The organism is Pseudonocardia halophobica (assembly GCF_050948485.1).
In the GTDB taxonomy this organism is placed as follows: domain Bacteria; phylum Actinomycetota; class Actinomycetes; order Mycobacteriales; family Pseudonocardiaceae; genus Pseudonocardia; species Pseudonocardia halophobica.
In genome coordinates this window covers 2,216,238-2,236,580 of sequence record NZ_CP192046.1, presented here as the reverse complement: position 1 = coordinate 2,236,580, position 20,343 = coordinate 2,216,238, and the positions used below count along the sequence as shown (strand labels likewise).

Sequence of the window (20,343 nt, the reverse complement as noted above, 5' to 3'; positions counted from 1 at the left end):
TCGGCCGCCGCCGATCTTCCCGGCGGGCGCGTGGCGGGCGGGCCGACCCGGATGGGGTACCAAGGACCCCACCGCGCGGCCGCCGCCGCGACGGCGGAAGACGGAGGTCCCACAGGGCATGGAGATCGGGACGGGCACCGGGGCGGACCCCGGCTCGGACGCGGGGCACGACGTGCTCGGCGAGCGGTACCGGCTCGACGAGCTGATCGGCGTGGGCGGTACCGCGCACGTCCACCGCGCCACGGACCTGCGGACCGGCCGGGCGGTCGCGGTCAAGGTGCTGCACCCCGGGATCGACGTCCGCAGGCTCGGCGTCCGCGGGCTCGACGAGGTCCCGCGCCATCCCGCCCTGGTCGAGGTCCTCGACAGCGGGGTCGACGGCGGCGGGGCCGACGGCGGCCGCGGCTTCGTCGTCATGCAGCTGGTCGACGGCGGGTCGCTGGCCGACCTGGTCGAGCTCGGCCCGGTCCCGGACGAGCGCGTGGTCGCGATCGGCACCGTGATCGCCGGCGCCCTCGCCCACCTGCACGCGCTCGGTGTGGTGCACCGCGACGTGAAGCCCGCGAACGTGCTGCTCGACCGCACCGGCCGCGCCTTCCTCGCGGACCTCGGCGTCGCCCGGCTGCTCGACGCCACCCGCGTCACGACCACCGGCCTCGCCGTCGGGACGCCCGCCTACATGGCCCCCGAGCAGGTGAAGGGTCGCGAGGTCGGCCCGCCCGCGGACGTCTACTCCCTCGGCCTGGTCCTGCTGGAGGCGCTGACCGGGCGCCGCGAGTACGCCGGCGCGGCCCTGGAGTCGGCGGTCGCGCGCATCCACCGCCGCCCCGACGTGCCGCCGCACCTCGATCCCCCGCTGCGCACCCTGCTGATCGCGATGACCGCCGACGAGGTCGCGGCCCGGCCGAGCGCCGCCGAGGTCGGCGAGCGGCTCGGCGAGATCGCGGTCCCCCGCCCGCTCACCACGCCGCTGCCCGTCCCCGCACAGGCCCGGCACCGCTCCCCCGCCCGGCCCGCGCCGCGCCGACGGCTGGCGACCGTCGTCGCCGGCGGCGTGGTCGCGGCCGGTGGTGTCGTCGTCCTCGGCACGAGCCTGCTCTCCGGCCCGACCCAGACCGCGCCGGCCGCCGTCGTCCCCACCCCGGCGCCGACGGCTCCCGCCGAGCCGGCGGCGCCGACGACCCAGCCGGTGCCGCACCTCGCGACCGCTGCCGGCGCCGCGCTCGAGCAGGCCACGCCCACCCCGAAGCCCGTACCGACCCGCGCGCCTCGCGTCGTCCTGCGCGAGGACGAGGAGGACGAGGAGTTCGACCTCCGCGACTACCTCGACCAGCTCGACGACGAGGACGGCGACGACGGCAGCCGGGGCAACGGGAACGGCAACGGGAACGGGAACGGCCGCAACCGGGACTGACGCCCGGCGCCTGTGAATCCCCTCCCAGCATCCGGGCGCCCGGTGGCCTTTGGTCCGGACAGCGTGGCACCCTGTGGTACGTGACTGCGCTGACTCTGCGCCTCGTGGCACGACGCCACGTGGACCTGCACCGGGTGAACAGCGCGCTCTGTCGACGGTAGCGCCACGCCGCGCCCTCGACCCCGTCAGACCAGGCCCCCGGTCCGCGCCGGAATCCCGAACGTCCCGGCATGCCCCGACGCCGCCCCCGCAGAGCTCAGGAGCTCCCACCACCATGCCCACGGAAACCCCTGCCAAGCGCAAGCGCGGCGAAGGCCAGTGGAAGCTCGGCCACCGCGAGCCGCTGAACCCGAACGAGCGCAGCAAGCGCGACGACGACGGGCTCAACGTCCGCACCCGGATCGAGAACATCTACGCCAAGCGCGGCTTCGACTCGATCGACCCCGCCGACCTGCGGGGCCGTTTCCGCTGGTGGGGCCTCTACACCCAGCGCAAGCCGGGGATCGAGGGCGGCCGCACGGCCGCCCTGGAGCCCGAGGAGCTCGACGACCGCTACTTCATGCTGCGGATCCGGTGCGACGGCGGCGCCCTCACCACCGAGCAGCTACGGGTCCTGGGTGAGGTCAGCCAGCAGTACGCGCGCAACACCGCGGACATCACCGACCGGCAGAACATCCAGTACCACTGGATCCAGGTCGAGGACATGCCGGCGATCTGGGAGAAGGTCGAGGGTGTCGGCCTGCTGACCACGGAGGCGTGCGGCGACACCCCGCGCGTGATCCTCGGCTCGCCCGTCGCGGGGATCGCCGCCGCGGACCCGGTCGACCCGGAGCCCGCGATCCGCACGATCCTGGACCGCTACATCGGGTCCCCGGAGTTCTCGAACCTGCCCCGCAAGTTCAAGACGGCGATCTCCTGGCAGCAGGACACCGCGCACGAGGTCAACGACATCTCGTTCGTCGGCGTCGAGCACCCCGAGCACGGGCCCGGCTTCGACCTCTGGGTCGGCGGCGGCCTGTCCACCAACCCCAAGATCGCGCAGCGGCTGGGCGCGTGGGTCCCCCTCGACGAGATCCCCGAGGTCTGGGCCGGGGTCGTGTCGGTGTTCCGCGACTACGGCTACCGGCGGCTGCGCAACCGCGCCCGCCTCAAGTTCCTGATCTCCGACTGGGGCGCGGAGGAGTTCCGCCGCGTGCTCGAGGCGGAGTACCTGGGCCGCGCGCTGGTCGACGGGCCCGCCCCGGCGATCCCGGAGCGCCCTATCGACCACGTGGGCGTGCACAAGCAGAAGGACGGCGCCAACTACATCGGCCTCGCCCCGGCGTCCGGTCGGGTCTCCGGGGACACCCTGGTCGCGCTGGCCAAGGCCGCCGAGTCCGCGGGGTCGCGGCGGGTCCGGCTGACCCCGCAGCAGAAGGTCGTCGTGCTCGACGTGCCCGACGCCGCCGTCGACGCCCTGGTCGCCGAGGCCGAGAGCCTGGGCCTGCAGGCGAACCCCTCGCCGTGGCGGCGCGCGACCATGGCCTGCACCGGGATCGAGTTCTGCAAGCTCGCGATCGTCGAGACCAAGGAGCGGGCGATCCGGCTGGTCACGGACCTGGAGGAGCGGCTCGCCGACATCCAGGGCGACATCGACACCCCGGTGTCGATCCACCTGAACGGCTGCCCGAACTCCTGCGCGCGCACCCAGGTCGCCGACATCGGCCTCAAGGGCATGATCGTGCGCGACGCCGAGGGCGACCAGGTCGAGGGCTTCCAGGTGCACCTGGGCGGCGGGCTGGGCCTCGACGCCGGCTTCGGTCGCAAGCTGCGCGGGCTCAAGGTCACGAGCAAGGAGCTCGGCGAGTACGTCGAGCGGGTGGTGCGGAAGTACGTCGCTCAGCGCGAGCAGGGTGAGCGCTTCGCCCAGTGGGTGCTGCGGGCGGACGAGGACGACCTCAAGTGACCGAGCTCGCGAGGTCACCATTCAGCACAGTGAGCCCGCGAACGCGGCCGACGAGCGCCGGCGAGGAGGGCAAGTGAACTCGCGCGTCGTCCCGTACCACTGCCCGTACTGCGGGGAGGAAGATCTCGTCCCCGCCGAGCGTTCGGAGAAGGTGCCCGGTGCCGCCTGGTGGTGCGCGTCGTGCCTGCGCACCTTCGTCGTGACGTTCGTGGGCATCGGGATCCCGGAGGGAGTCGAGTCATGAGCGCTGCTGTCCGAACCGCCACGGAGACCGACCTGCGCGCCGTCGCCGAGCAGGGCGCGGAGCAGCTGGGCCCGGACGCGACCGCCGAGCAGGTGCTGGCCTGGGCCGCGGAGACCTTCGGCGACCGCCTGATCGTCGCGTCGAACATGCAGGACGCCGTGCTGGTCGACCTGGCCGCGAAGGCCCGGCCCGGCGTGGACATCCTCTTCCTGGAGACCGGCTACCACTTCGCCGAGACGATCGGCACGCGCGACGCCGTGGAGCAGGTCTACGACGTGCGGATGGTCAACGCGCAGGCCGCGCAGTCCGTCGCCGAGCAGGACGCCGCCGAGGGCAAGGACCTCTGGTCGCGCGACCCGAACCGGTGTTGCGCGCTGCGGAAGGTCGCGCCGCTGCAGGACACCCTCGCGAAGTACGACGCCTGGGTCACCGGCGTCCGCCGCGTCGAGGCCCCCACCCGCGCGAACACCCCCCTGGTCACCTACGACGAGAAGTTCGGGCTGGTCAAGATCAACCCGATCGCCGCGTGGAGCGACGAGGAGATGGAGCAGTACATCGCCGACCACGGGATCCTGGTGAACCCGCTGGTCGGGGCGGGGTACCCGAGCATCGGCTGCGCCCCCTGCACCGCCAAGCCCCTCCCCGGGGCCGACCCGCGCAGCGGCCGCTGGGCGGGCACGTCGAAGATCGAATGCGGGCTGCACACGTGACCGAGCTTGCGAGGGCACCGAGGAATCGAGCATGACGACCCTGGAGAAGAAGGCGACGCTCGACGCGCTGGACGCGCTCGAGTCCGAGTCCATCCACATCTTCCGCGAGGTCGCCGGCGAGTTCGACCGCCCGGTGATCCTGTTCTCCGGCGGCAAGGACTCCACGCTGCTGGTGCACCTCGCCGTCAAGGCGTTCGCGCCGGCGCCGGTGCCGTTCCCGCTGCTGCACGTGGACACCGGGCACAACTTCGACGAGGTCATCGACTTCCGGGACTCGATCGTCGAGCGCCTGGGCCTGCGGCTCGAGGTCGCGAAGGTGCAGGACTACATCGACGACGGCCGGCTGGTCGAGCGGGCGGACGGCACCCGCAACCCGCTGCAGACCCAGCCGCTGCTCGACGCGATCGTCGAGAACAAGTTCGACGCCGTGTTCGGCGGCGGGCGCCGGGACGAGGAGCGGGCGCGGGCGAAGGAGCGGATCGTGTCGCTCCGGGACGCGTTCGGCCGCTGGGACCCGCGTAAGCAGCGCCCCGAGCTGTGGAACCTCTACAACGGACGGCACGCCCCCGGCGAGCACGTCCGGGTGTTCCCGATCTCCAACTGGACCGAGCTCGACGTCTGGCGCTACATCCAGCGCGAGGAGATCGAGCTGCCGTCGATCTACTACGCGCACCGGCGCGAGGTGTACAAGCGGGACGGCATGTGGCTGGCCGAGGGCCCGTGGGGCGGGCCGCGCTCGACCGAGACGGTCGAGAACCTCTCGGTCCGCTACCGGACGGTCGGCGACGGGTCGTGCACCGGCGCCGTCGAGTCCACGGCCACCACGCTCGACGAGATCATCGCCGAGGTCACCGCCTCCCGGCTCACCGAGCGCGGCGCCACCCGCGCCGACGACCGCCTCTCCGAGGCCGCCATGGAGGACCGCAAGCGCGAGGGGTACTTCTGATCATGGGCAAGGATCTCCTCCGGTTCGCGACGGCGGGCTCCGTCGACGACGGCAAGTCCACGCTGGTCGGACGGCTGCTCTACGACACCAAGTCGGTGCTCGCGGACCAGATCGAGGCCGTGCATCGCGCGTCCGTCGACAAGGGACTGTCCACACCGGACCTCTCGCTGCTGGTCGACGGCCTGCGCGCCGAGCGCGAGCAGGGCATCACGATCGACGTCGCGTACCGGTACTTCGGCACCCCCACCCGGGAGTTCGTGCTCGCGGACACCCCGGGGCACGTCCAGTACACCCGCAACACGGTCACCGGCGCGTCCACGGCGGAGCTCGCCGTGCTGCTCGTCGACGCCCGCAACGGGATCGTCGAGCAGACCCGCAGGCACGCCACCGTGCTCGCGATGCTGCGCGTCCCGCGGCTCGTCCTGGCGATCAACAAGATCGACCTGGTCGGGTACGACGAGGAGACCCTGCGCGCGATCGAGAAGGAGTTCACCGGGCTGGCGAAGTCGCTCGGGTTCGCCGACGACGCCGTGCAGACCATCCCGGTGTCCGCGCTCGTCGGGGACAACGTGGTGGAGCGGTCGGAGCGCACCCCCTGGTACGACGGGCCGACGCTGCTCGGGCACCTCGAGTCCGTCCCCGTCGTCGGGCCGGAGGTGGCGAAGCCCTTCCGGATGCCGGTGCAGTACGTGATCCGCCCCCGCACCGAGGAGCTGCACGACTACCGCGGCTACGCCGGTCAGATCGCCTCCGGCACGGTCGCGCCCGGCGACACCGTGGTGGTGCTCCCGGAGGGCCGCGAGACCACGGTGACGCACGTCGACACCGCCGACGGGCCGCTCGCCGAGGGCACCGCAGGCCGCTCGGTCACGATCCGGCTCGCCGACGACATCGACATCTCCCGCGGGGACATGCTCGTCGCGGTGGACGCGCAGCCCTCCGTGACCTCGGAGATCGACGCGACGCTGTGCTGGCTGAGCGACAAGCCCCTGCGGCCGAACGCCCGCCTGCTCCTGAAGCACGGCACGCGGACCACCCAGGTCGTGGTGGGTGCCCCCGAGTCGCGGATCGACACGGACACGCTCACCGAGGTCGAGGCGGACGCCCTGTCGCTCAACGACATCGGCCGGGTCACGGTCCGCACGGCGGACCCGCTTCCGGTCGACGAATACGCCGACATCCGCGCCACGGGCAGCTTCCTGCTGATCGACCCGCCGACGGGCAACACGCTCGCCGCCGGCCTGGTCGGCACACCGCTGGCCCTGAGCCCCGCCGAGTGACCACTCGCGGGACGGGAGCGGCGGCATGATCGGAACTGACCTCTGATGGCCTCTCCCACTCCCACCCTCGTCGCCGTCGCGCACGGCAGCCGGGACCCGCGGTCCTCGACGACCGTCCGGGACCTCGTCGACGTCGTGCGCTCACGGGCCCCGGCGCTCGACGTCCGGCCCGCCTTCCTCGACTTCGACGAGCCCGCGTTCGGCGAGGTGCTGGCCGACCTGGACGGGCCCGCGGTCGTGGTGCCGCTGCTGCTCGGCTCGGCGTACCACGCGCGCGTCGACATCCCGGCCGTCGTGGAGGAGTCCGGGGCGCCGCACGTCCGGGTCGCCGACGTCCTCGGGCCCGACCCCGCCCTGCTCGACGTCGCCGCCGAGCGGCTCGCCGCGCTCGGCCTGGCCCCCGGCGACCCCGGTCTGGGCCTGGTGCTCGCCGGCACGGGCTCCTCGCACCAGGCCGCCAACGCCGTCGTGCAGCGGCTGGCGGAGCGCTGGCCGCACACGGTCGCCGCCTTCGCCACCGCCTCGCCCGGGATCACCGATGCGGTCGCGGAGCTGCGGACCCGCGGCGCGCGCCGCATCGCCGTCGCCTCCTGGTTCCTCGCCCCCGGCCGCCTGCTCGACCGGGTGCACGAGCAGGCCGCCGGCGCACCCGTCGCCGAGGCGCTCGGCGCCCACCCCGCGATCTCCGACGTGGTGCTGGCGCGCTACCGCGCCGCCGCCGCCACCCTGCTGCCCGCTGCCGCCTGACCCACCCGGCTCCGGCCCGGGCCGGGTGATCATGGAGTCAGGTTCCTCGACGACACCCCGATGTCCGGTCCACTCCCCTCCGCACCCGGGGACCGGCGCGGACACCACGAGCGCACAGCTCTGAGAGACTGACCACGCCGAGCAGGGCGAACGATCGTTCTCCGCGACGTCCCCGCACGTCAGGACCCCGCTCCGACCAGCACCGTTTCGTACGGACATTTACCGCTGCTCCCGCATCACGGACGCCCGGTTGAGGCTCCGCGCCCGTGATCGCACGATGGGGTCGTGCCCGCCGACGACCTGCGCCCGCTCTCCCCGGGCGCCTTCGCCGTGCGGCCCCTCCGGGCCTCGGACCTGGAGCTGTTCTGGCCGTCGCGCCGCGGCCACGCCTTCGACGAGCTCTGTCGCTGACCCTCGTCGTCGCTCCCCTGCTCGACCGCGCCGCGCCCAGGCCCGCTCGCCGTGGCCGCGCGCGCCCACCACCGCGAGAGAACCACCGCAATGCGCACCTTGATCGTCTTCGCCCTGGTCGGCCTCGGCGCCCAGCTCGTCGACGGCGCCCTGGGCATGGCCTACGGCGTCACGTCCTCGTCGCTGCTGCTGATCGCCGGCGTGAACCCGGCCGCCGCCAGCGCCTCCGTGCACCTCGCCGAGGTCGGCACCACCCTCGCCGCCGGCGCCTCGCACTGGCGCTTCGGCAACGTCGACTGGAAGCTCGTGCTCCGTCTCGGCGTGCCGGGCGCGATCGGCGCCTTCCTCGGCGCCACGGTGCTGTCGGCGCTGTCCACCGAGGACGCCGCCCCGATCATGGCCGGCATCCTGCTGGCGCTGGGCGTCTACATCCTGCTGCGCTTCTCGGTCCGCCCGCCCCGCGAGGCCACGGCCCGGCGCTCCCCGCACCGCTCGACGTTCCTGTCGCCGCTGGGCCTGGTCGCCGGGTTCGTCGACGCCACCGGGGGCGGCGGGTGGGGTCCCGTCGCGACGCCCGCGCTGCTGACCGCGGGCAAGACGGCGCCGCGCACCGTGATCGGGTCCGTGGACACCTCGGAGTTCCTGGTCGCGCTGTGCGCCAGCATCGGGTTCCTGCTCGGGCTGGGCAGCGCCGTCCTCGACCCGTGGACGGTCGGCGGCCTGCTGCTCGGCGGCCTGGTCGCCGCGCCGATCGCGGCCTGGCTGGTCACGAAGATCCCCGCGCCGGTGCTGGGCACCGCGGTCGGCGGCATCATCGTGTTCACCAACGCCCGTACGATCCTCGACGCGCTCGACGCCTCCGGCCCCGTGCTCGCCGTGGCCTACACGCTGATCGTCGCGGCCTGGGTCGCCGCGGTCGCCGTCTCGGTGCAGCGGCTCCGCCGGACCCGCGCCGCCGCGGCCGCGCGGCCGGCATCCGAGCGCCGGGAGCTGGCTGGTGCGACGGCCGGCGGGTCGACCGAGCGCATCCCCTCCGACTCCACCCCGCGCCCCCTCCCCGACGAGGACTGACCCCCGAATCGAACGGCGCTCTCGGTCAGCAGATGTGAGCGAGAGCGCCGTTCGTCTGTGTGGGAGCGGGGTCAGGCGGCGGCGCTGCGCGCGCCCGGCAGGGACAGCAGGACGGCGCGGGCGACGGCGTCGTTGTAGCGCAGGCTCTGCGCGTTCATCCCGGGCCGCGTGAAGGCCCCCGCCACCTTGACGGTGGTGTGCGGCCCGACCGCGAACCGCCGCTCGTGGGCGTGACCGGCCGCGTCGATCAGTGCCCCGTCGGCCGGCCGCACCCGGACCAGCCCGGTGTGCCGCAGGACCGCGCCCGAGGCGTCCCGCAGGACCTCCTCGGACACCTCGCCGGTGGCCCGCAGGCCGGCCAGCAGCGGGTCGGCGGTGCGCTCGACGCTGGGGTCGGGCAGCCGGGCGTCGACCAGGATCGTGGACCGGACCGGCGGGGCCCCGGCCAGCGTGGTGCTGCCCGCGCGGAAGCCGTCGTCGTCGAGGTCGACCCACATGCCCGGGCCCAGGAACTGCACGAACCCCGCCTCGGAGAGCGCCAGCAGCTGCCGGACCCGGAACCCGGGCGGGCCGCTCGCGACCGAGTTGAAGAAGCTCTGCCACCACGGGACGTCCCGGGCCCGCGAGGCGGCCGAGAGCAGACCGGCGCCCTGCACCCGGGTGATCTCCCCGTAGACGGCGAGCATGGCCGTGAACGCGCCGAGGTGCGGCGTGTGCCGCTCGTCGGTGTGCTGGCGCAGGTCCTCGGCGATCCGGGCCCGGACCAGCGGCTGCAGCTCCTCCAACGACCCGGCCGCGAGCCCGTCGAAGGGCCGGTCCAGGGCTGCGAAGTCGATCCGGTCGATCGGGTCGGGGACGGCCGACGCCAGCAGCTCGGTCATCTCCGGTGAGTCCCAGTCGAGCGCGGCGTAGCGCGGCTCGAACTCCGTCCACGGCAGCGCGACGAGCTCGGGGTGGCCCAGGAAGAGCTCGTGGTACCAGCCGAATGCGATCTCCTTGGCCATCAACGGCCAGAGGTCGCGGCGCAGCTCCAGCGGCCGCGGCAACGCGTCGACCACGGCCGGGGTGAGGAACCGCGGCACCGGCGGGCGGCCCGCGCGCAGCTGGTAGTGCGTCTTGGAGTGGTACGGGGCACCGCGCGGCGACCCGGCGACCAGCCGCGGCTCCCGGCCCGACGGCACGTAGCTCAGCCCGCCGGGGCCCTCCTCGAACCGGCCCCCACGCCCCTCGAACAGCAGCACCATCAGGTCGACGAACGCGAGACCGAGCCCGCGTGCGATCACGGTCTCCCCCGGCTCGACGACCGAGAGGTCCGAGTCCGTGGTCTGCTCCGGGGGGAGGTACCGCAGCCCGCGCGCGGTGGCGGCGTCGAGCAGTGCCTGCTCGTCCGGTGTCGGAGTGGCGTCGAGGTGCCCCGACGCGAGCACGACGGCGTCGACGGTCAGCGCGGGCTCCCCCTCGACGGCCAGCACCTGCCGCCCGGCGCGCTCGGTCAGCCCGGTGGCGCGGGCGGCGTGCACGTGCACGCGGACGTTGTCCGGCAGGTCGGCGACGACCGCACGCAGCACCGCGGCGAGGTAGCGGCTCTGCAGCCGGCGGCTCGGGAACGTCGAGGCGGTGACGGCGCGCAGCTCGGCGGCCAGCTCCGGCGGCCAGTCGGCGAGGTCGGCCTCGGACAGCTCCTGCGCCCACTCCCAGAACGACGGCCCGGGGATGATCGGCCCGTCGCACACCACCGAGTCGTCCGTGTACATCGTGACGTCCGCGGTCATCGAGTTCATGGCCAACAGCGGCGACTGCGCGTCGCGCCAGATCCGCCCGGCACCCGCCGGGTACGGGTCGACGAGGTGGACGTCCAGGGCGTCGCCGAACAGCTCGGGCGCGCTGGCCGAGATCCGCTCCAGGATCCCCACGCCGCGCGGCCCGGCCCCCACGATCGCGATGGCGGTGCTCATCGTCCTCCCGGCGGTCGGCCTTCCGACTGTGCAGCGCATCGACCCACCTCCGGTATTCCCAGGGGTCCTGCCCCCGCGCCGGGGTGGGGTCCACCCCACGCCCGGAACGGGGGCCGACGACCGGTGTGCGGGGGTTGACTCGGTCGTTCCGTCCGGCCCGGATCGGCACAGTTCTCGGCATCGGAGGCCCGGACGGGGCCTCCACAACCCGAGGAGCACACCATGCCGTGGCAGAGCACCTACAGCGAGGACTACGACTACGAGGAGAGCTGGGACGAGGAGGAGACCGAGGAGACGGGCGAGGACGAGGACGGCGGCGACGACTTCGAGGAGACCGCCAGCTTCGACGACGACGACACCGAGGACGCCTCCGATGACGGCGGCGACGACGACGGCGACGACGGCTACGACGACTTCGCCGCATGACCGGACCCGGCCGGCCCGCCTCGCGGGCCGGCCGGAGCCGTCCCCCGACCCCACCACCCGAGGAGCCGGAGATGCCCGAGACGATCACCGCCCCCACCCGCAGCACCGCCGCCGAGGCGGCCGAGCTCCTCGACGAGACCCTGGCCGGCGCGGAGGCCAACGACCGCGCGGACCTCATCCGCCGGGTGCGCGTCGCCCGGGAGACCCTGCGGTCGGCCCGCAACACCGAGCACGAGGCCGCCGCGATCCGCGCCGCGGGCGAGGAGACCGACCGCGCGCTCGCCTCCCTGGGCGCCGACCTGCGCTACCGCCGCGCCTCCCTGACCGACCCCACCCGCGCCAACCGGCTGCGCGCCGAGCTCGCCCGCACCCGCACCCGGTCCGACCACGAGCGCGCCCTGGCCCGGGAGTGGCCCCAGCTCCTCGCCGACGGCTTCGCCACCCTCGTCTCCGACGCCGAGTTCGCCGTCCGCACCGCCTCCCGCAGCGTGCTCGCCGAGGCCGAGGCCGCCCTCGCCGCGACGGACCCGCGCAAGGACCGCGCCCGGCTCGACGAGCAGCTCCGCACGCGCCTGGTCATCGAGGCCGACCGGACCCGCGAACAGGCCCGCGACACGGTTGCCGCGCTCGCCGCCCGCCTCGAGCGGCACCTCGAGCTCGACTCCCCGCTCGAGGTCCCGGCGCTGCCGATGGTCACCCCGGCCTCGCTCGTCGAGAACCTGGCTCCACCCACCGCGACGAACGACGGCGGCCGCATGCCGATGCCCGCCCGGATGGCCAGGATCGTCATGCCCTCCTACGCCGGCATCATGATGTCCCTCGTGCTCACACGGGTCTTCCACGTCACGATGCCGCTCTGGATCCTGATCACCGGGGCCGTGGTGGCCGCGCTCGCCCTCGGCGGGTCGGCGGTGGCCGCCGAGCGCAAGCGGTCCCTCGACCGTCGCCGGCAGGAGGCCCGCACGCGGAACCGCGCCGTCGTCGACGAGTTCCAGATCGTGCTCGTCAAGCAGCTGCGCGACGCCTCCCGCACCGCCCAGACCACGCTGCGCCGCGCGGCCGGCACTGCGGTCACCGCGCGCGAGAGGGAGACGACGGCGCAGCTCGAGGAGGTGCGCCGCACCGTCGAGGAGCTGCGCGACACGAGCCGGGCGATCAAGGCCGTGGACGCCGACCTGACCTCCGTCGCCGACCTGCGGGCCCGCGCCCGCCGGCTCGCCGAGGGCACCTGAGGGGAACACGCCGGGCCTCGGCGTGCTTGTGCGAGGGGAGAGCCGACCCCCGTCCGCGAAGGAGCACGCCAATGCCCGTGGAGTTCCTCGGCATCGGAGCGACCAACGACGGCACCGAGACCCGTCCGCGCTCCGGCCCCGCCTTCGACCCCGAGTTCACCCTCGCCCTGGCCCGGGCGCACGAGGAGAGCGGCTGGGACCGCGTCCTCACGGCGTACTCGTCGGGCAGCCCGGACCCCGCGCAGGCGGCCGCCTACATCGCCGACCACACCGAGCGGCTGCAGCTGCTGCTCGCCCACCGGCCCAACGTCTCCTACCCGACCTTCACGGCGAAGACCGTCGCCACGCTCGACGCGATGTCCGGCGGCCGGCTCACCCTGCACGTGATCACCGGCGGCAACGACCACGAGCAGCAGCGCGAGGGCGACGTCCTGCCCAAGGACCGCCGCTACGACCGCACGCGCGAGGCCATCCAGATCCTCAAGCGGGCCTGGACCGAGCGCGAGCCGTGGGACTTCCACGGCGAGCACTACGCCTTCTCCGACTTCGTGCTCGACGTCGAGCCCGCCCAGCAGCCGCGGCCCCGCATCTCGTTCGGCGGCTCCTCCCCCGCCGCCTACAAGGTGGGCGCCGAGGAGGCGGACATCTACGCGCTGTGGGGCGAGCCGCTGGCCGGCACCGCCGAGCAGATCGCGACGATCACCCAGCTCGCCAAGGAGGCCGGCCGGCCGGCGCCGACGTTCCAGGTGGCGTTCCGCCCCATCCTCGGCCGCACCGAGGAGGAGGCCTGGGAGAAGGCGCACGCCACCGTCGCCCGGATCCGCGAGCGGACCGCGGGCGGGCAGCAGCTCACCCGGCGGCACAAGCTGACCGACCCGGAGAACGCCGGCTCGCAGCGGCTGCTCGCCAGCGCCGCCGAGGGCGAGCGGCACGACCGCGCCCTGTGGACCGTGACGGCCGCGGCCACCGGCGGCGCGGGCAACTCGACCGCGCTGGTGGGTACGCCGGAGACGGTCGCGGCGGCGCTGATGGACTACTACGACCTCGGGGTCCGGATCCTGTCCGCCCGCGGCTACGACCTGCTCGAGGACGCGAAGGAGTTCGGCCGCGAGGTCATCCCCCTCGTCCGCCAGGAGGTCGCGCGCCGCGACGCCGCCGCCTGACGACGCAGTATGGATCCATGATGCGCCGAGACGCCGTCGAAGAGCGCGTTATCGTTCCATAACGCGTTCGGGAGGACCCTGAGATCGCATCATGGTTCCATAGTGCGCTATCGCAGCGGGACGAAGCGGGAGAGCTTGCCCGTCGAGGAGTGCCGCGGGATGCGGTCGACGGTGCGGACGGTGACGGCGGCGTCGGGGAGGCCGTAGGGCTGCAGCGCCTCCACCAGCGCGGTGGTCACCGCCGGGCGGTCCGGCGAACCGACCACCAGCACGTCGGCCCCGCCCGGGGTCTGGTGCACCTGGTACTCGGAGATCCGCGGGTCGGTGCCCAGGACGTACCGGAACGCGCTGGCCGGGACGAGCAGCCCGCCGTAGCGGAAGTCGTCGTCCCGGCGCCCGGCCACGGCGGCGACCCGCGGCATCGCGCTGCCGCACGGGCAGGTCCCGGGCAGCAGGGTGACCTCGTCGCCCAGGTCGTAGCGGACGAACGGGAAGGTGCGGCCCGCCAGCCCGGTCGCGAGGGTGCGGGCGGCCGGCTCGTCCGGGCCGACGGGGCGGCCGTCGGCGTCGACCCGCTCGAGGATCACCTCGTCGTCCGAGACGTGCAGGCCGTCGCCGACCCCGCACCCGACGGCCTGGACGCCGATCTCGGTCGAGCCCCAGAGGTTGTGCACCGGGGCGCCCCAGGCGGCGCCGATCGCGGTCCGGTCCTCCTCGGTCAACGGCTCGGAGTTGGTGCTCACCCGCAGCGGCCGGACGTCGAGCTCCCCGGCCAGCGAGGCCCGGGCGAGCCGGCCGATCACCGACGCGTACCCGACCAATGCGGTCGGGCGGGCGTCGGCCACGGCCTTGACGACGTCGTCGAACGGCGCCGCGGCCGGGATCACGACGGTCTCCGTGGACGCGTCGGTGGCGACGTCGAACAACGGGGTGCTGGCGTGCGGCGGCCCGCCGGCGGAGAGCACGGCCAGCCGGGCGGGCCCGTCGACGCCCGTGGCGCGGTCGGCCCGGACCTGCCAGCGCCACGCCAGGCACGCGAGCGCGACGTACTGCTCCCAGTCCCACACGTACACGCCCCGCACCCCGCTCGACCCGCCCGAGCTGAACACCTGGTGCCCCTGCGGGGTGTAGGAGAACCAGCGCTGCTCGGCCAGCACCCGTTCGGCCCCGGCGCGGTCCAGGCCCGGGGTGGTGACGATCGCGTCCCACTCCTCCTGGGCCTGCGCCTTGGTCATCACGGGCAGCCGCGCGAGGTCCGCGACGGTCGCCGTGGCCGGGTCCACCTCGTCCATCCGGGCGGCGTGGAAGGGCGAGCGCTCGCGCGCCCACCCGAGGAGCGCCCGGAGCCGCTCGGTGCGGTGCCGCTCGATCGCCGCGCGCGGCCGGTCGAGCCGCGCCACGTGGTCGTCGAGCGCGGCCCGCACCGCGCTGAGGTGCGCGGCGCGGAGCCGCTGGTAGGCCGTGCGGTCCTCGTCCGGCATGCGGACAGTGTGGGACCTCCCCCGCGCCGCGGGGAACCGGTCAGAGGTCCGCGACCGCCGGGACGACCTCGCGCCCCAGCTCCCGCAGGGGCTCGAGCTCGGACACGTCCGGCATCAGGCCGTGGTACTCCTGGACCCCGAGCTTCGCGAGCTCCTCCAGGTGCCCCACCAGCTCCTTCGGGTCGCTCCCGTAGCCCCGGCCCATGACCGTCTTCTCGATCTCGTCGTAGTCGCGGCCGACCTCCTCGCACCGCTGCCGCAGCACGTCGAGCTTGTGCGGCAGCTCCGGCCCGTCGAACAGGTTGCACGCGTTCGCGTACTGCGCGACCAGCCGCAACGTCTTCTTCTCACCCCCGCCGCCGATGAGGATCGGCGGGTGCGGGCGGGTCAGCGACTGCGGCACGTTCAACGTCCGCTCGAGCCGGTAGTGGGTGCCCTCGAACGGGCCCTCGTCCGCGCTCCACATCTGCAGGCAGATGCGCAGCGTCTCCTCCAGCCGCTCGAACCGCTCCGCGGTCGACGGGAAGAACAGGCCGAGACCGCGGGCCTCCTCGTCGTTCCAGGCGGCACCGATGCCGAGCCAGGCCCGCCCCTTCGACAGCACGTCGAGGGTGGTGACGAGCTTGGCGAGCAGACCCGGGTCGCGGTAGCTGACCGCGGTGACCCAGGCCAGCAGCTCGACGCGCTCGGTGCGCGCGGCCAGGTAGCCCAGCGTCGTGTACGCCTCCAGCATGTCGTTCTCGATCGGCCCCACGGGCCGGATCTGCCAGACGTGGTCCATCACGCTGACCCGCGCGATCCCGGCCTCCTCGGCCGTGACGGCGATCCGGGTGAGGTCGTCGGCGAGGCCCTGCGGGCCGCTCGGGTAGGTGAAGTCCGCGATGTGCAGGCCGAGTTTCACGCGCCCTCCTCACAGGTGGATGGTCCTCCGGTTACGACGCTAGCCCTGCCCGGCGCCTCGCGCCCGGCGCGAGCCTGGTCCCGTCGGTACCACCCTGAGCGCCTACAACACCGCCTGCGACTGGGTCACCCGCGCGGTGAGCCGGCCGCGGTCGTCGGTCACGTCGACGACCACCACGATCGCGGTGCGTCCTGCGTGCAGCACCCGGGCGGAGGCCTCGACCGCGCCGCCGCTCACCGGCCGCAGGAAATGGGTCGACGACGACGTGGTCGCCGTCCCCGAGGAGCCCTCCGGCAGGTTGAGGAACCCGGCCCAGCCACCGGCCGCGTCGGCGAGCGCGAGGGTGGCGCCGCCGTGCAGCAGGCCGCCGCTGGTGCAGCGCTCGGGGGTCCACTCCAGCCGCAGCCGCACCTCGTCGCGGTCGGCCCGCACCGCCGTCGCCCCGAGGACCTGGGTGAACGGCATGGCGGCGTACATCTGCTCGGTCGAGTCCATGTCCGGGACTCTCGCGCGCGGGCGTGCGGTCGCGCCATTACCTCGGAGGTCATCGCCCGGCCCCGATCGGCTTTGTACCGTTCGGGCCATGACAGCGGTGACGGTCCCGGTCGAGACGGCTTTCGGCGGCCTGCTGCGGGAGTGGCGGCAGCGCCGCCGGCTCACCCAGCTCGACCTCGGCAACAAGGCGGAGGTGTCGGCGCGGCACCTGTCGTTCCTGGAGACGGGGCGGTCGCGGCCGAGCCGCGAGATGGTGCTGCACCTGTCCGAGGAGCTCGACCTGCCGCTCCGGGCCCGCAACGAGCTGCTGGTGTCGGCGGGGTTCGCTCCGGCGTACACGCAGCACTCGCTGCACTCGTCGGAGATGGCGGAGGTGCACAGCTCGCTGAACCGGCTGCTGGCGGCGCACGACCCGTTCCCCGCGGTGCTGGTCGACGGGCAGTGGGACATGATCGACACCAACCGGGCCGTCGCGGTGTTCGTCGAGCTCGTCGACCCGGGGCTGCTCGAGCCGCCGGCCAACGTGCTGCGGCTCGCCCTGCACCCGCGCGGGCTCGCCCGCTACGTCGAGGGCCTCGACGAGTACGCCGCCCACCTCGTCTCGCGGCTGCGCCGGCAGGCCGACCGCTCGGCCGACCCCGCCCTCGGTGCGCTGCTCGACGAGCTGGTCGGGCACTGCCGCACCCTCGGCCTCGATCCGGACGCCCACCCGCGCAACCGGGTCGTGCTGCCGTTGCGGCTGCGCCACCCCGACGGCCTGCTCACCTTCTTCTCGACGGTCTCGGTGCTGGGAGCGCCGCTGGACATCACCCTCGAGGAGGTGGCGGTGGAGTCCTTCTTCCCCGCCGACGCCCCCACCGCCGACTACCTGCGCAGGCGCTTCGGGTAGCCGGCGGCGGGGACTTCGGGCTCAGGCCAGGGCGGTGCGCAGGGCGTCACCCGCCGCGTCCAGCGTCTCCCGGGCCTTGTCGATCACCCCGGCCATCTGGAAGAAGCCGTGGATCATGCCGTCGACCGGCAGCAGCTGCGCGTCGACGCCGGCCTCCCGCAGCTTCCCGACGTACGCGGCGCCCTGGTCGCGCAGCGGGTCGAACTCGGCGGTGACCACCAGGGCCGGCGGCAGGCCGGACAGGTCGTCCGCCCGGCCGGGCGAGACGCGCGGGTCGAGGCCGTCGTCGGGGCTGGTCAGGTAGCAGCCGAGGAACCACTCGATCCACGCCCGGGACAGCAGCGGGCCGAGCGCGTTCTCCCGCATCGACGGGCTGTCGTCGAAGCGGTCGGTCGCCGGGTAGATCAGCAGCTGGAAGGCGATCCGCGGTCCGCCCTGCTTCTTCGCGAGCTGCGCCACCACGGCCGAGAGGTTGCCGCCCGCGCTGTCCCCGCCGACGGCCAGCCGGGCCGGGTCGCCGCCGTGGTCGCCGATCTTCTCGGCGGCCCACACGAGGGCGGCGTAGGCGTCGTCGACCGCGGCCGGGAAGCGGTGCTCGGGCGCGAGCCGGTAGTCCACCGCCGCGACGAGGCAGCCCGCGCGGGCCGCCAGCGCCCGGCAGACGGCGTCGTGGCTCTCCAGGTCGCCGATCACCCAGCCGCCACCGTGGTAGTAGACGAGCACGGGCAGCGGCCCGTCGCCCGGCGGCACGTAGATCCGGACCGGGATGTCGCCGGCGGGCCCCGGCGCGGCGGTGTCCTCCACGCGCGCGAGCTCGGCGGGCGGCCCGGCCAGGCCGGCCAGGTCCGCGATCATCGCCCGGCTCTCGGCGACCGTCATGCTCTCCGGCGACTTCGCGCCCTGCTCGGCCATCTGCGCGAGCAGGGCCTCGATCTGCGGGTCGAGCGGCATGGTCAGGACCGTCCTTCCAGGAACGGGAGCACCTGCGCCAGCACGGCGCCGGTCTGCTCGAGCTGCGGGAGGTGCCCCGCGTCCGGCACCCGGGCCAGCCGGGAGTCGCGCAGCCGGGAGGTGAACTCCTCGGCGTACGCGGGATCGACGAGCCGGTCCTGCTCACCCCACACGAGCAGGGTCGGTGCGCTCACCCGGTGGATGCGCCGGGCCAGGCCCTTCTCCGGCAGCGGCCAGATGAAGTGCAGGATGCTGGCCATCCGCATGGCGGCCTCGAAGAGCGCCTGCGGGTCGTCGGCCGGCGGGGTGAGCATGGCCGCGAGCGGGCTCTCCGGGTCGGCGAGCACCAGCCCGGGAAGCGTCTCCGGCGGGATGCCCGCGATGTCCGGGATCGGGTGGTCGTCGCGCCAGAACCCGACGGGGCACAGCAGGACCAACCGGGAGACCCGGCGCGGGGAGTTGGCGGCCAGCTCCGCGGCGACCATCCCGCCGAACGAGTGTCCGACGACCCGGACGGAGTCGAGCCCGAGGGCGTCGAGCAGCTCGTCGTAGAACAGGACGAGCTCCCACAGCCCCGGCAGGTGCTCCAGGTCCTCGGAGACGTTCGCGCCGGGGTGCTCGACGGCGTAGACGGTGTGGTGGCGGGCCAGCTCCTCGAGGAACGGGTCCCACCACAGCCCGCCGGCGCCGTGCAGGAACAGCAGCGGTTCGCCGGTGCCCGCGACCAGCACGCGCGCGGCGATGGGTCCGACCTGGACGATCCGCTCGTCGACCGGGGATTCCGTCGTCGTCATGCCTGGGCTCCCGTCACCGCTCGGCTGGCCGCACCGGACGGCCACCACTCGTGGGTCCAGCCCTCCGCGTCCCAGATGTGCCGGATCCGCGGCATGACCTCCTCGGCGAACAGCGTGATGTTCTTCTTCGTCAGCTCGTGCGGCATCGACCCGATCTGCAGCAGGGCGTGCAGGTTGCCCACCCGCAGGGTCTTCGCGACCTCGATCAGCCGGTCCGCCACCGTCGACGGGCTGCCGGCGATGATGAAGCCCTCCTCGTTGAGGGTCTTCCAGTTCTTCTCCAGGGCGGCGGCCGCGGCGATCGCACCGGGCTGGTTGGTCTTGATCGCGAACTCGGTCGACTTGCGGGTGCGGTAGCCCGGCGCCTCGAAGAAGTACGACGGGATGTGCAGGCACTTGTTGAAGAAGTACGTGACGTGTTCGAGGTACTCCTGCTCCGCCCGCTCGTCCGTCTCGGACACGCAGATCTGCTGGGCGAACCCGGCGCGGAACGGGTTGCGGTCGACCCCGAGCTCGTCCATCTTCGCCCAGAAGCCGTCCATCAGCTTCTTGCCGAACTTGGCGCCGAAGAAGGACAGGTAGCTGTAGGTGTAGTTCTTCGCCGCCGCGAGCTCCCAGGTCTCCACCGAGCCGCCGCCGGCGAGCCAGACGGGCGGGTGCGGCTTCTGCAGCGGCTGCGGCCAGGGGTTGACGTAGCGGAGCTGGTTGTAGCGGCCGTTGAAGGTGAACGGGCCGGGCCTGGTCCAGGCCTGGGTGATCAGGTCCTCCGCCTCGCGGAACCGCGGGCGGGTCTGGGTGGGCGGGATGCCGTAGCAGAAGTTGACGTCCATCGAGGTGCCGACGGGGAAGCCCGCGGCCAGCCGGCCGTTGGACAGGACGTCGAGCATCGCGAACTCCTCCGCCACGCGGGTGGCGGGCGAGTACAGGGCGAGCGTGTTGCCCAGCACCATGATCGCGGAGTTGTTGGGGGTGCGCCGGGCCAGTGCCGCGGCCATGAGGTTCGGCGAGGCCATGAAGCCGTAGCCGTTCTGGTGGTGCTCGTTCACGCCGACCCCGTCGAAGCCGAGCCGGTCGGCCAGCTCCAGCTCGTCGAGGTTCCACTGGTAGTACTGCGCGACCTTGCGCGGGTCGCACAGCTCGCTGTTGGGCGGGGTGATCCAGATGCTCTCGTAGCGCTGCTCGAAGTCGGCCGGGAGGTCCCGGTAGGGCATCAGGTGGAAGAAGATCGACCGCATCGGCTCTCCACTCCGTCGGGGTGATCCGGGTCACCTCGATCCTGCGGAGCGCG

Annotated in this window: 20 protein-coding genes; 13 read left to right on the top strand and 7 right to left on the bottom strand. The window is 73.8% G+C overall.

What is annotated here, in order from left to right:
- The first annotated feature begins 118 nt into the window (after positions 1–118).
- The 9 genes from ACQP04_RS10700 (at position 119) to ACQP04_RS10660 (ending at position 8,768) form a co-directional block, all read left to right on the top strand.
- Positions 119–1,414: a serine/threonine-protein kinase gene (locus ACQP04_RS10700; RefSeq protein WP_433506897.1), complete on the top strand. Its 1,296-nt coding sequence runs from the start codon at positions 119–121 to the stop codon at positions 1,412–1,414.
- Positions 1,415–1,688: 274 nt separating this feature from the next.
- Positions 1,689–3,359, top strand: a complete 1,671-nt coding sequence (locus ACQP04_RS10695) for a nitrite/sulfite reductase (protein ID WP_433506896.1) — start codon at positions 1,689–1,691, stop codon at positions 3,357–3,359.
- 73 nt (positions 3,360–3,432) lie between these two features.
- Positions 3,433–3,603 carry an Insertion element protein gene (locus ACQP04_RS10690; RefSeq protein WP_433506895.1) on the top strand — a complete coding sequence of 57 codons (171 nt, stop codon included), beginning with the start codon at positions 3,433–3,435 and terminating at the stop codon, positions 3,601–3,603.
- Complete coding sequence (locus ACQP04_RS10685) at positions 3,600–4,313, top strand: phosphoadenylyl-sulfate reductase (RefSeq protein ID WP_433506894.1); 714 nt, start codon at positions 3,600–3,602, stop codon at positions 4,311–4,313. The genes ACQP04_RS10690 and ACQP04_RS10685 overlap by 4 nt, the downstream gene beginning before the upstream one ends.
- 31 nt (positions 4,314–4,344) lie before the next feature.
- The gene (gene cysD / locus ACQP04_RS10680) at positions 4,345–5,259 is read left to right on the top strand and encodes a sulfate adenylyltransferase subunit CysD (RefSeq protein WP_433506893.1); all 915 of its coding nucleotides are present in this window, start codon (positions 4,345–4,347) and stop codon (positions 5,257–5,259) included.
- Positions 5,260–5,261: 2 nt separating this feature from the next.
- Positions 5,262–6,539, top strand: coding sequence for a sulfate adenylyltransferase subunit 1 (locus tag ACQP04_RS10675; RefSeq protein WP_433506892.1), 1,278 nt, complete (start codon positions 5,262–5,264; stop codon positions 6,537–6,539).
- Positions 6,540–6,584: 45 nt separating this feature from the next.
- The gene (locus ACQP04_RS10670) at positions 6,585–7,286 is read left to right on the top strand and encodes a sirohydrochlorin chelatase (protein ID WP_433506891.1); all 702 of its coding nucleotides are present in this window, start codon (positions 6,585–6,587) and stop codon (positions 7,284–7,286) included.
- A 285-nt stretch (positions 7,287–7,571) separates the two neighbouring features.
- The gene (locus ACQP04_RS10665; protein WP_433506890.1) at positions 7,572–7,697 is read left to right on the top strand and encodes a hypothetical protein; all 126 of its coding nucleotides are present in this window, start codon (positions 7,572–7,574) and stop codon (positions 7,695–7,697) included.
- 90 nt (positions 7,698–7,787) lie between these two features.
- The gene (locus tag ACQP04_RS10660) at positions 7,788–8,768 is read left to right on the top strand and encodes a sulfite exporter TauE/SafE family protein (protein ID WP_433506889.1); all 981 of its coding nucleotides are present in this window, start codon (positions 7,788–7,790) and stop codon (positions 8,766–8,768) included.
- A gap of 71 nt (positions 8,769–8,839) precedes the next feature.
- On the opposite strand, the gene ACQP04_RS10655 is transcribed toward ACQP04_RS10660, so the two are convergent.
- Positions 8,840–10,723, bottom strand: coding sequence for an FAD/NAD(P)-binding protein (locus ACQP04_RS10655; protein ID WP_433506888.1), 1,884 nt, complete (start codon positions 10,721–10,723; stop codon positions 8,840–8,842).
- 222 nt (positions 10,724–10,945) lie between these two features.
- Here ACQP04_RS10655 and ACQP04_RS10650 point away from each other — a divergent pair, with 222 nt between their 5' ends.
- The 3 genes from ACQP04_RS10650 to ACQP04_RS10640 all read left to right on the top strand — a co-directional run bounded on the left by ACQP04_RS10650 (position 10,946) and on the right by ACQP04_RS10640 (position 13,544).
- Positions 10,946–11,149: a hypothetical protein gene (locus tag ACQP04_RS10650; protein WP_433506887.1), complete on the top strand. Its 204-nt coding sequence runs from the start codon at positions 10,946–10,948 to the stop codon at positions 11,147–11,149.
- Between the two features lie 71 nt (positions 11,150–11,220).
- A complete protein-coding gene (locus ACQP04_RS10645) occupies positions 11,221–12,381 on the top strand; it encodes a hypothetical protein (RefSeq protein ID WP_433506886.1) in 1,161 nt (386 codons plus the stop codon).
- A gap of 71 nt (positions 12,382–12,452) precedes the next feature.
- Positions 12,453–13,544, top strand: coding sequence for an LLM class flavin-dependent oxidoreductase (locus ACQP04_RS10640; RefSeq protein WP_433506885.1), 1,092 nt, complete (start codon positions 12,453–12,455; stop codon positions 13,542–13,544).
- A gap of 107 nt (positions 13,545–13,651) precedes the next feature.
- On the opposite strand, the gene ACQP04_RS10635 is transcribed toward ACQP04_RS10640, so the two are convergent.
- From ACQP04_RS10635 to ACQP04_RS10625, 3 genes are all read right to left on the bottom strand, one after another.
- The gene (locus ACQP04_RS10635) at positions 13,652–15,025 is read right to left on the bottom strand and encodes a phenylacetate--CoA ligase family protein (protein WP_433506884.1); all 1,374 of its coding nucleotides are present in this window, start codon (positions 15,023–15,025) and stop codon (positions 13,652–13,654) included.
- Between the two features lie 40 nt (positions 15,026–15,065).
- Entirely contained in the window at positions 15,066–15,926 is an 861-nt protein-coding gene (locus ACQP04_RS10630; RefSeq protein WP_433506883.1) for an LLM class F420-dependent oxidoreductase, read from the bottom strand.
- Between the two features lie 102 nt (positions 15,927–16,028).
- On the bottom strand, positions 16,029–16,421 hold the full coding sequence (locus ACQP04_RS10625) for a PaaI family thioesterase (RefSeq protein ID WP_433506882.1): 393 nt from the start codon (positions 16,419–16,421) through the stop codon (positions 16,029–16,031).
- An 88-nt stretch (positions 16,422–16,509) separates the two neighbouring features.
- Between ACQP04_RS10625 and ACQP04_RS10620 the strand changes: the two genes are divergently transcribed.
- Entirely contained in the window at positions 16,510–17,310 is an 801-nt protein-coding gene (locus tag ACQP04_RS10620; protein WP_433506881.1) for a helix-turn-helix domain-containing protein, read from the top strand.
- 21 nt (positions 17,311–17,331) lie between these two features.
- Here the strand turns inward: ACQP04_RS10620 and ACQP04_RS10615 are convergent, their stop codons facing one another.
- From ACQP04_RS10615 to ACQP04_RS10605, 3 genes are read right to left on the bottom strand one after another with little or no spacing between them, the layout of a single operon-like run.
- Complete coding sequence (locus tag ACQP04_RS10615; protein ID WP_433506880.1) at positions 17,332–18,261, bottom strand: alpha/beta hydrolase; 930 nt, start codon at positions 18,259–18,261, stop codon at positions 17,332–17,334.
- A gap of 2 nt (positions 18,262–18,263) precedes the next feature.
- Positions 18,264–19,055, bottom strand: coding sequence for an alpha/beta fold hydrolase (locus ACQP04_RS10610; RefSeq protein ID WP_433506879.1), 792 nt, complete (start codon positions 19,053–19,055; stop codon positions 18,264–18,266).
- Positions 19,052–20,290, bottom strand: a complete 1,239-nt coding sequence (locus tag ACQP04_RS10605) for an LLM class flavin-dependent oxidoreductase (protein WP_433506878.1) — start codon at positions 20,288–20,290, stop codon at positions 19,052–19,054. Before ACQP04_RS10605 ends, ACQP04_RS10610 begins: the two co-directional genes overlap by 4 nt.
- Positions 20,291–20,343 lie beyond the last annotated feature (53 nt).

Coding starts and splice junctions, on each gene's coding strand:
- ACQP04_RS10700 (WP_433506897.1), top strand. CDS start 119: ATGGAGATCGGGACGGGCACCGGGGCGGACCCCGGCTCGGACGCGGGG.
- ACQP04_RS10695 (WP_433506896.1), top strand. CDS start 1,689: ATGCCCACGGAAACCCCTGCCAAGCGCAAGCGCGGCGAAGGCCAGTGG.
- ACQP04_RS10685 (WP_433506894.1), top strand. CDS start 3,600: ATGAGCGCTGCTGTCCGAACCGCCACGGAGACCGACCTGCGCGCCGTC.
- cysD (WP_433506893.1), top strand. CDS start 4,345: ATGACGACCCTGGAGAAGAAGGCGACGCTCGACGCGCTGGACGCGCTC.
- ACQP04_RS10675 (WP_433506892.1), top strand. CDS start 5,262: ATGGGCAAGGATCTCCTCCGGTTCGCGACGGCGGGCTCCGTCGACGAC.
- ACQP04_RS10670 (WP_433506891.1), top strand. CDS start 6,585: ATGGCCTCTCCCACTCCCACCCTCGTCGCCGTCGCGCACGGCAGCCGG.
- ACQP04_RS10660 (WP_433506889.1), top strand. CDS start 7,788: ATGCGCACCTTGATCGTCTTCGCCCTGGTCGGCCTCGGCGCCCAGCTC.
- ACQP04_RS10655 (WP_433506888.1), bottom strand. CDS start 10,723: ATGAGCACCGCCATCGCGATCGTGGGGGCCGGGCCGCGCGGCGTGGGG.
- ACQP04_RS10650 (WP_433506887.1), top strand. CDS start 10,946: ATGCCGTGGCAGAGCACCTACAGCGAGGACTACGACTACGAGGAGAGC.
- ACQP04_RS10645 (WP_433506886.1), top strand. CDS start 11,221: ATGCCCGAGACGATCACCGCCCCCACCCGCAGCACCGCCGCCGAGGCG.
- ACQP04_RS10640 (WP_433506885.1), top strand. CDS start 12,453: ATGCCCGTGGAGTTCCTCGGCATCGGAGCGACCAACGACGGCACCGAG.
- ACQP04_RS10635 (WP_433506884.1), bottom strand. CDS start 15,025: ATGCCGGACGAGGACCGCACGGCCTACCAGCGGCTCCGCGCCGCGCAC.
- ACQP04_RS10625 (WP_433506882.1), bottom strand. CDS start 16,421: ATGGACTCGACCGAGCAGATGTACGCCGCCATGCCGTTCACCCAGGTC.
- ACQP04_RS10620 (WP_433506881.1), top strand. CDS start 16,510: ATGACAGCGGTGACGGTCCCGGTCGAGACGGCTTTCGGCGGCCTGCTG.
- ACQP04_RS10615 (WP_433506880.1), bottom strand. CDS start 18,261: ATGCCGCTCGACCCGCAGATCGAGGCCCTGCTCGCGCAGATGGCCGAG.
- ACQP04_RS10610 (WP_433506879.1), bottom strand. CDS start 19,055: ATGACGACGACGGAATCCCCGGTCGACGAGCGGATCGTCCAGGTCGGA.
- ACQP04_RS10605 (WP_433506878.1), bottom strand. CDS start 20,290: ATGCGGTCGATCTTCTTCCACCTGATGCCCTACCGGGACCTCCCGGCC.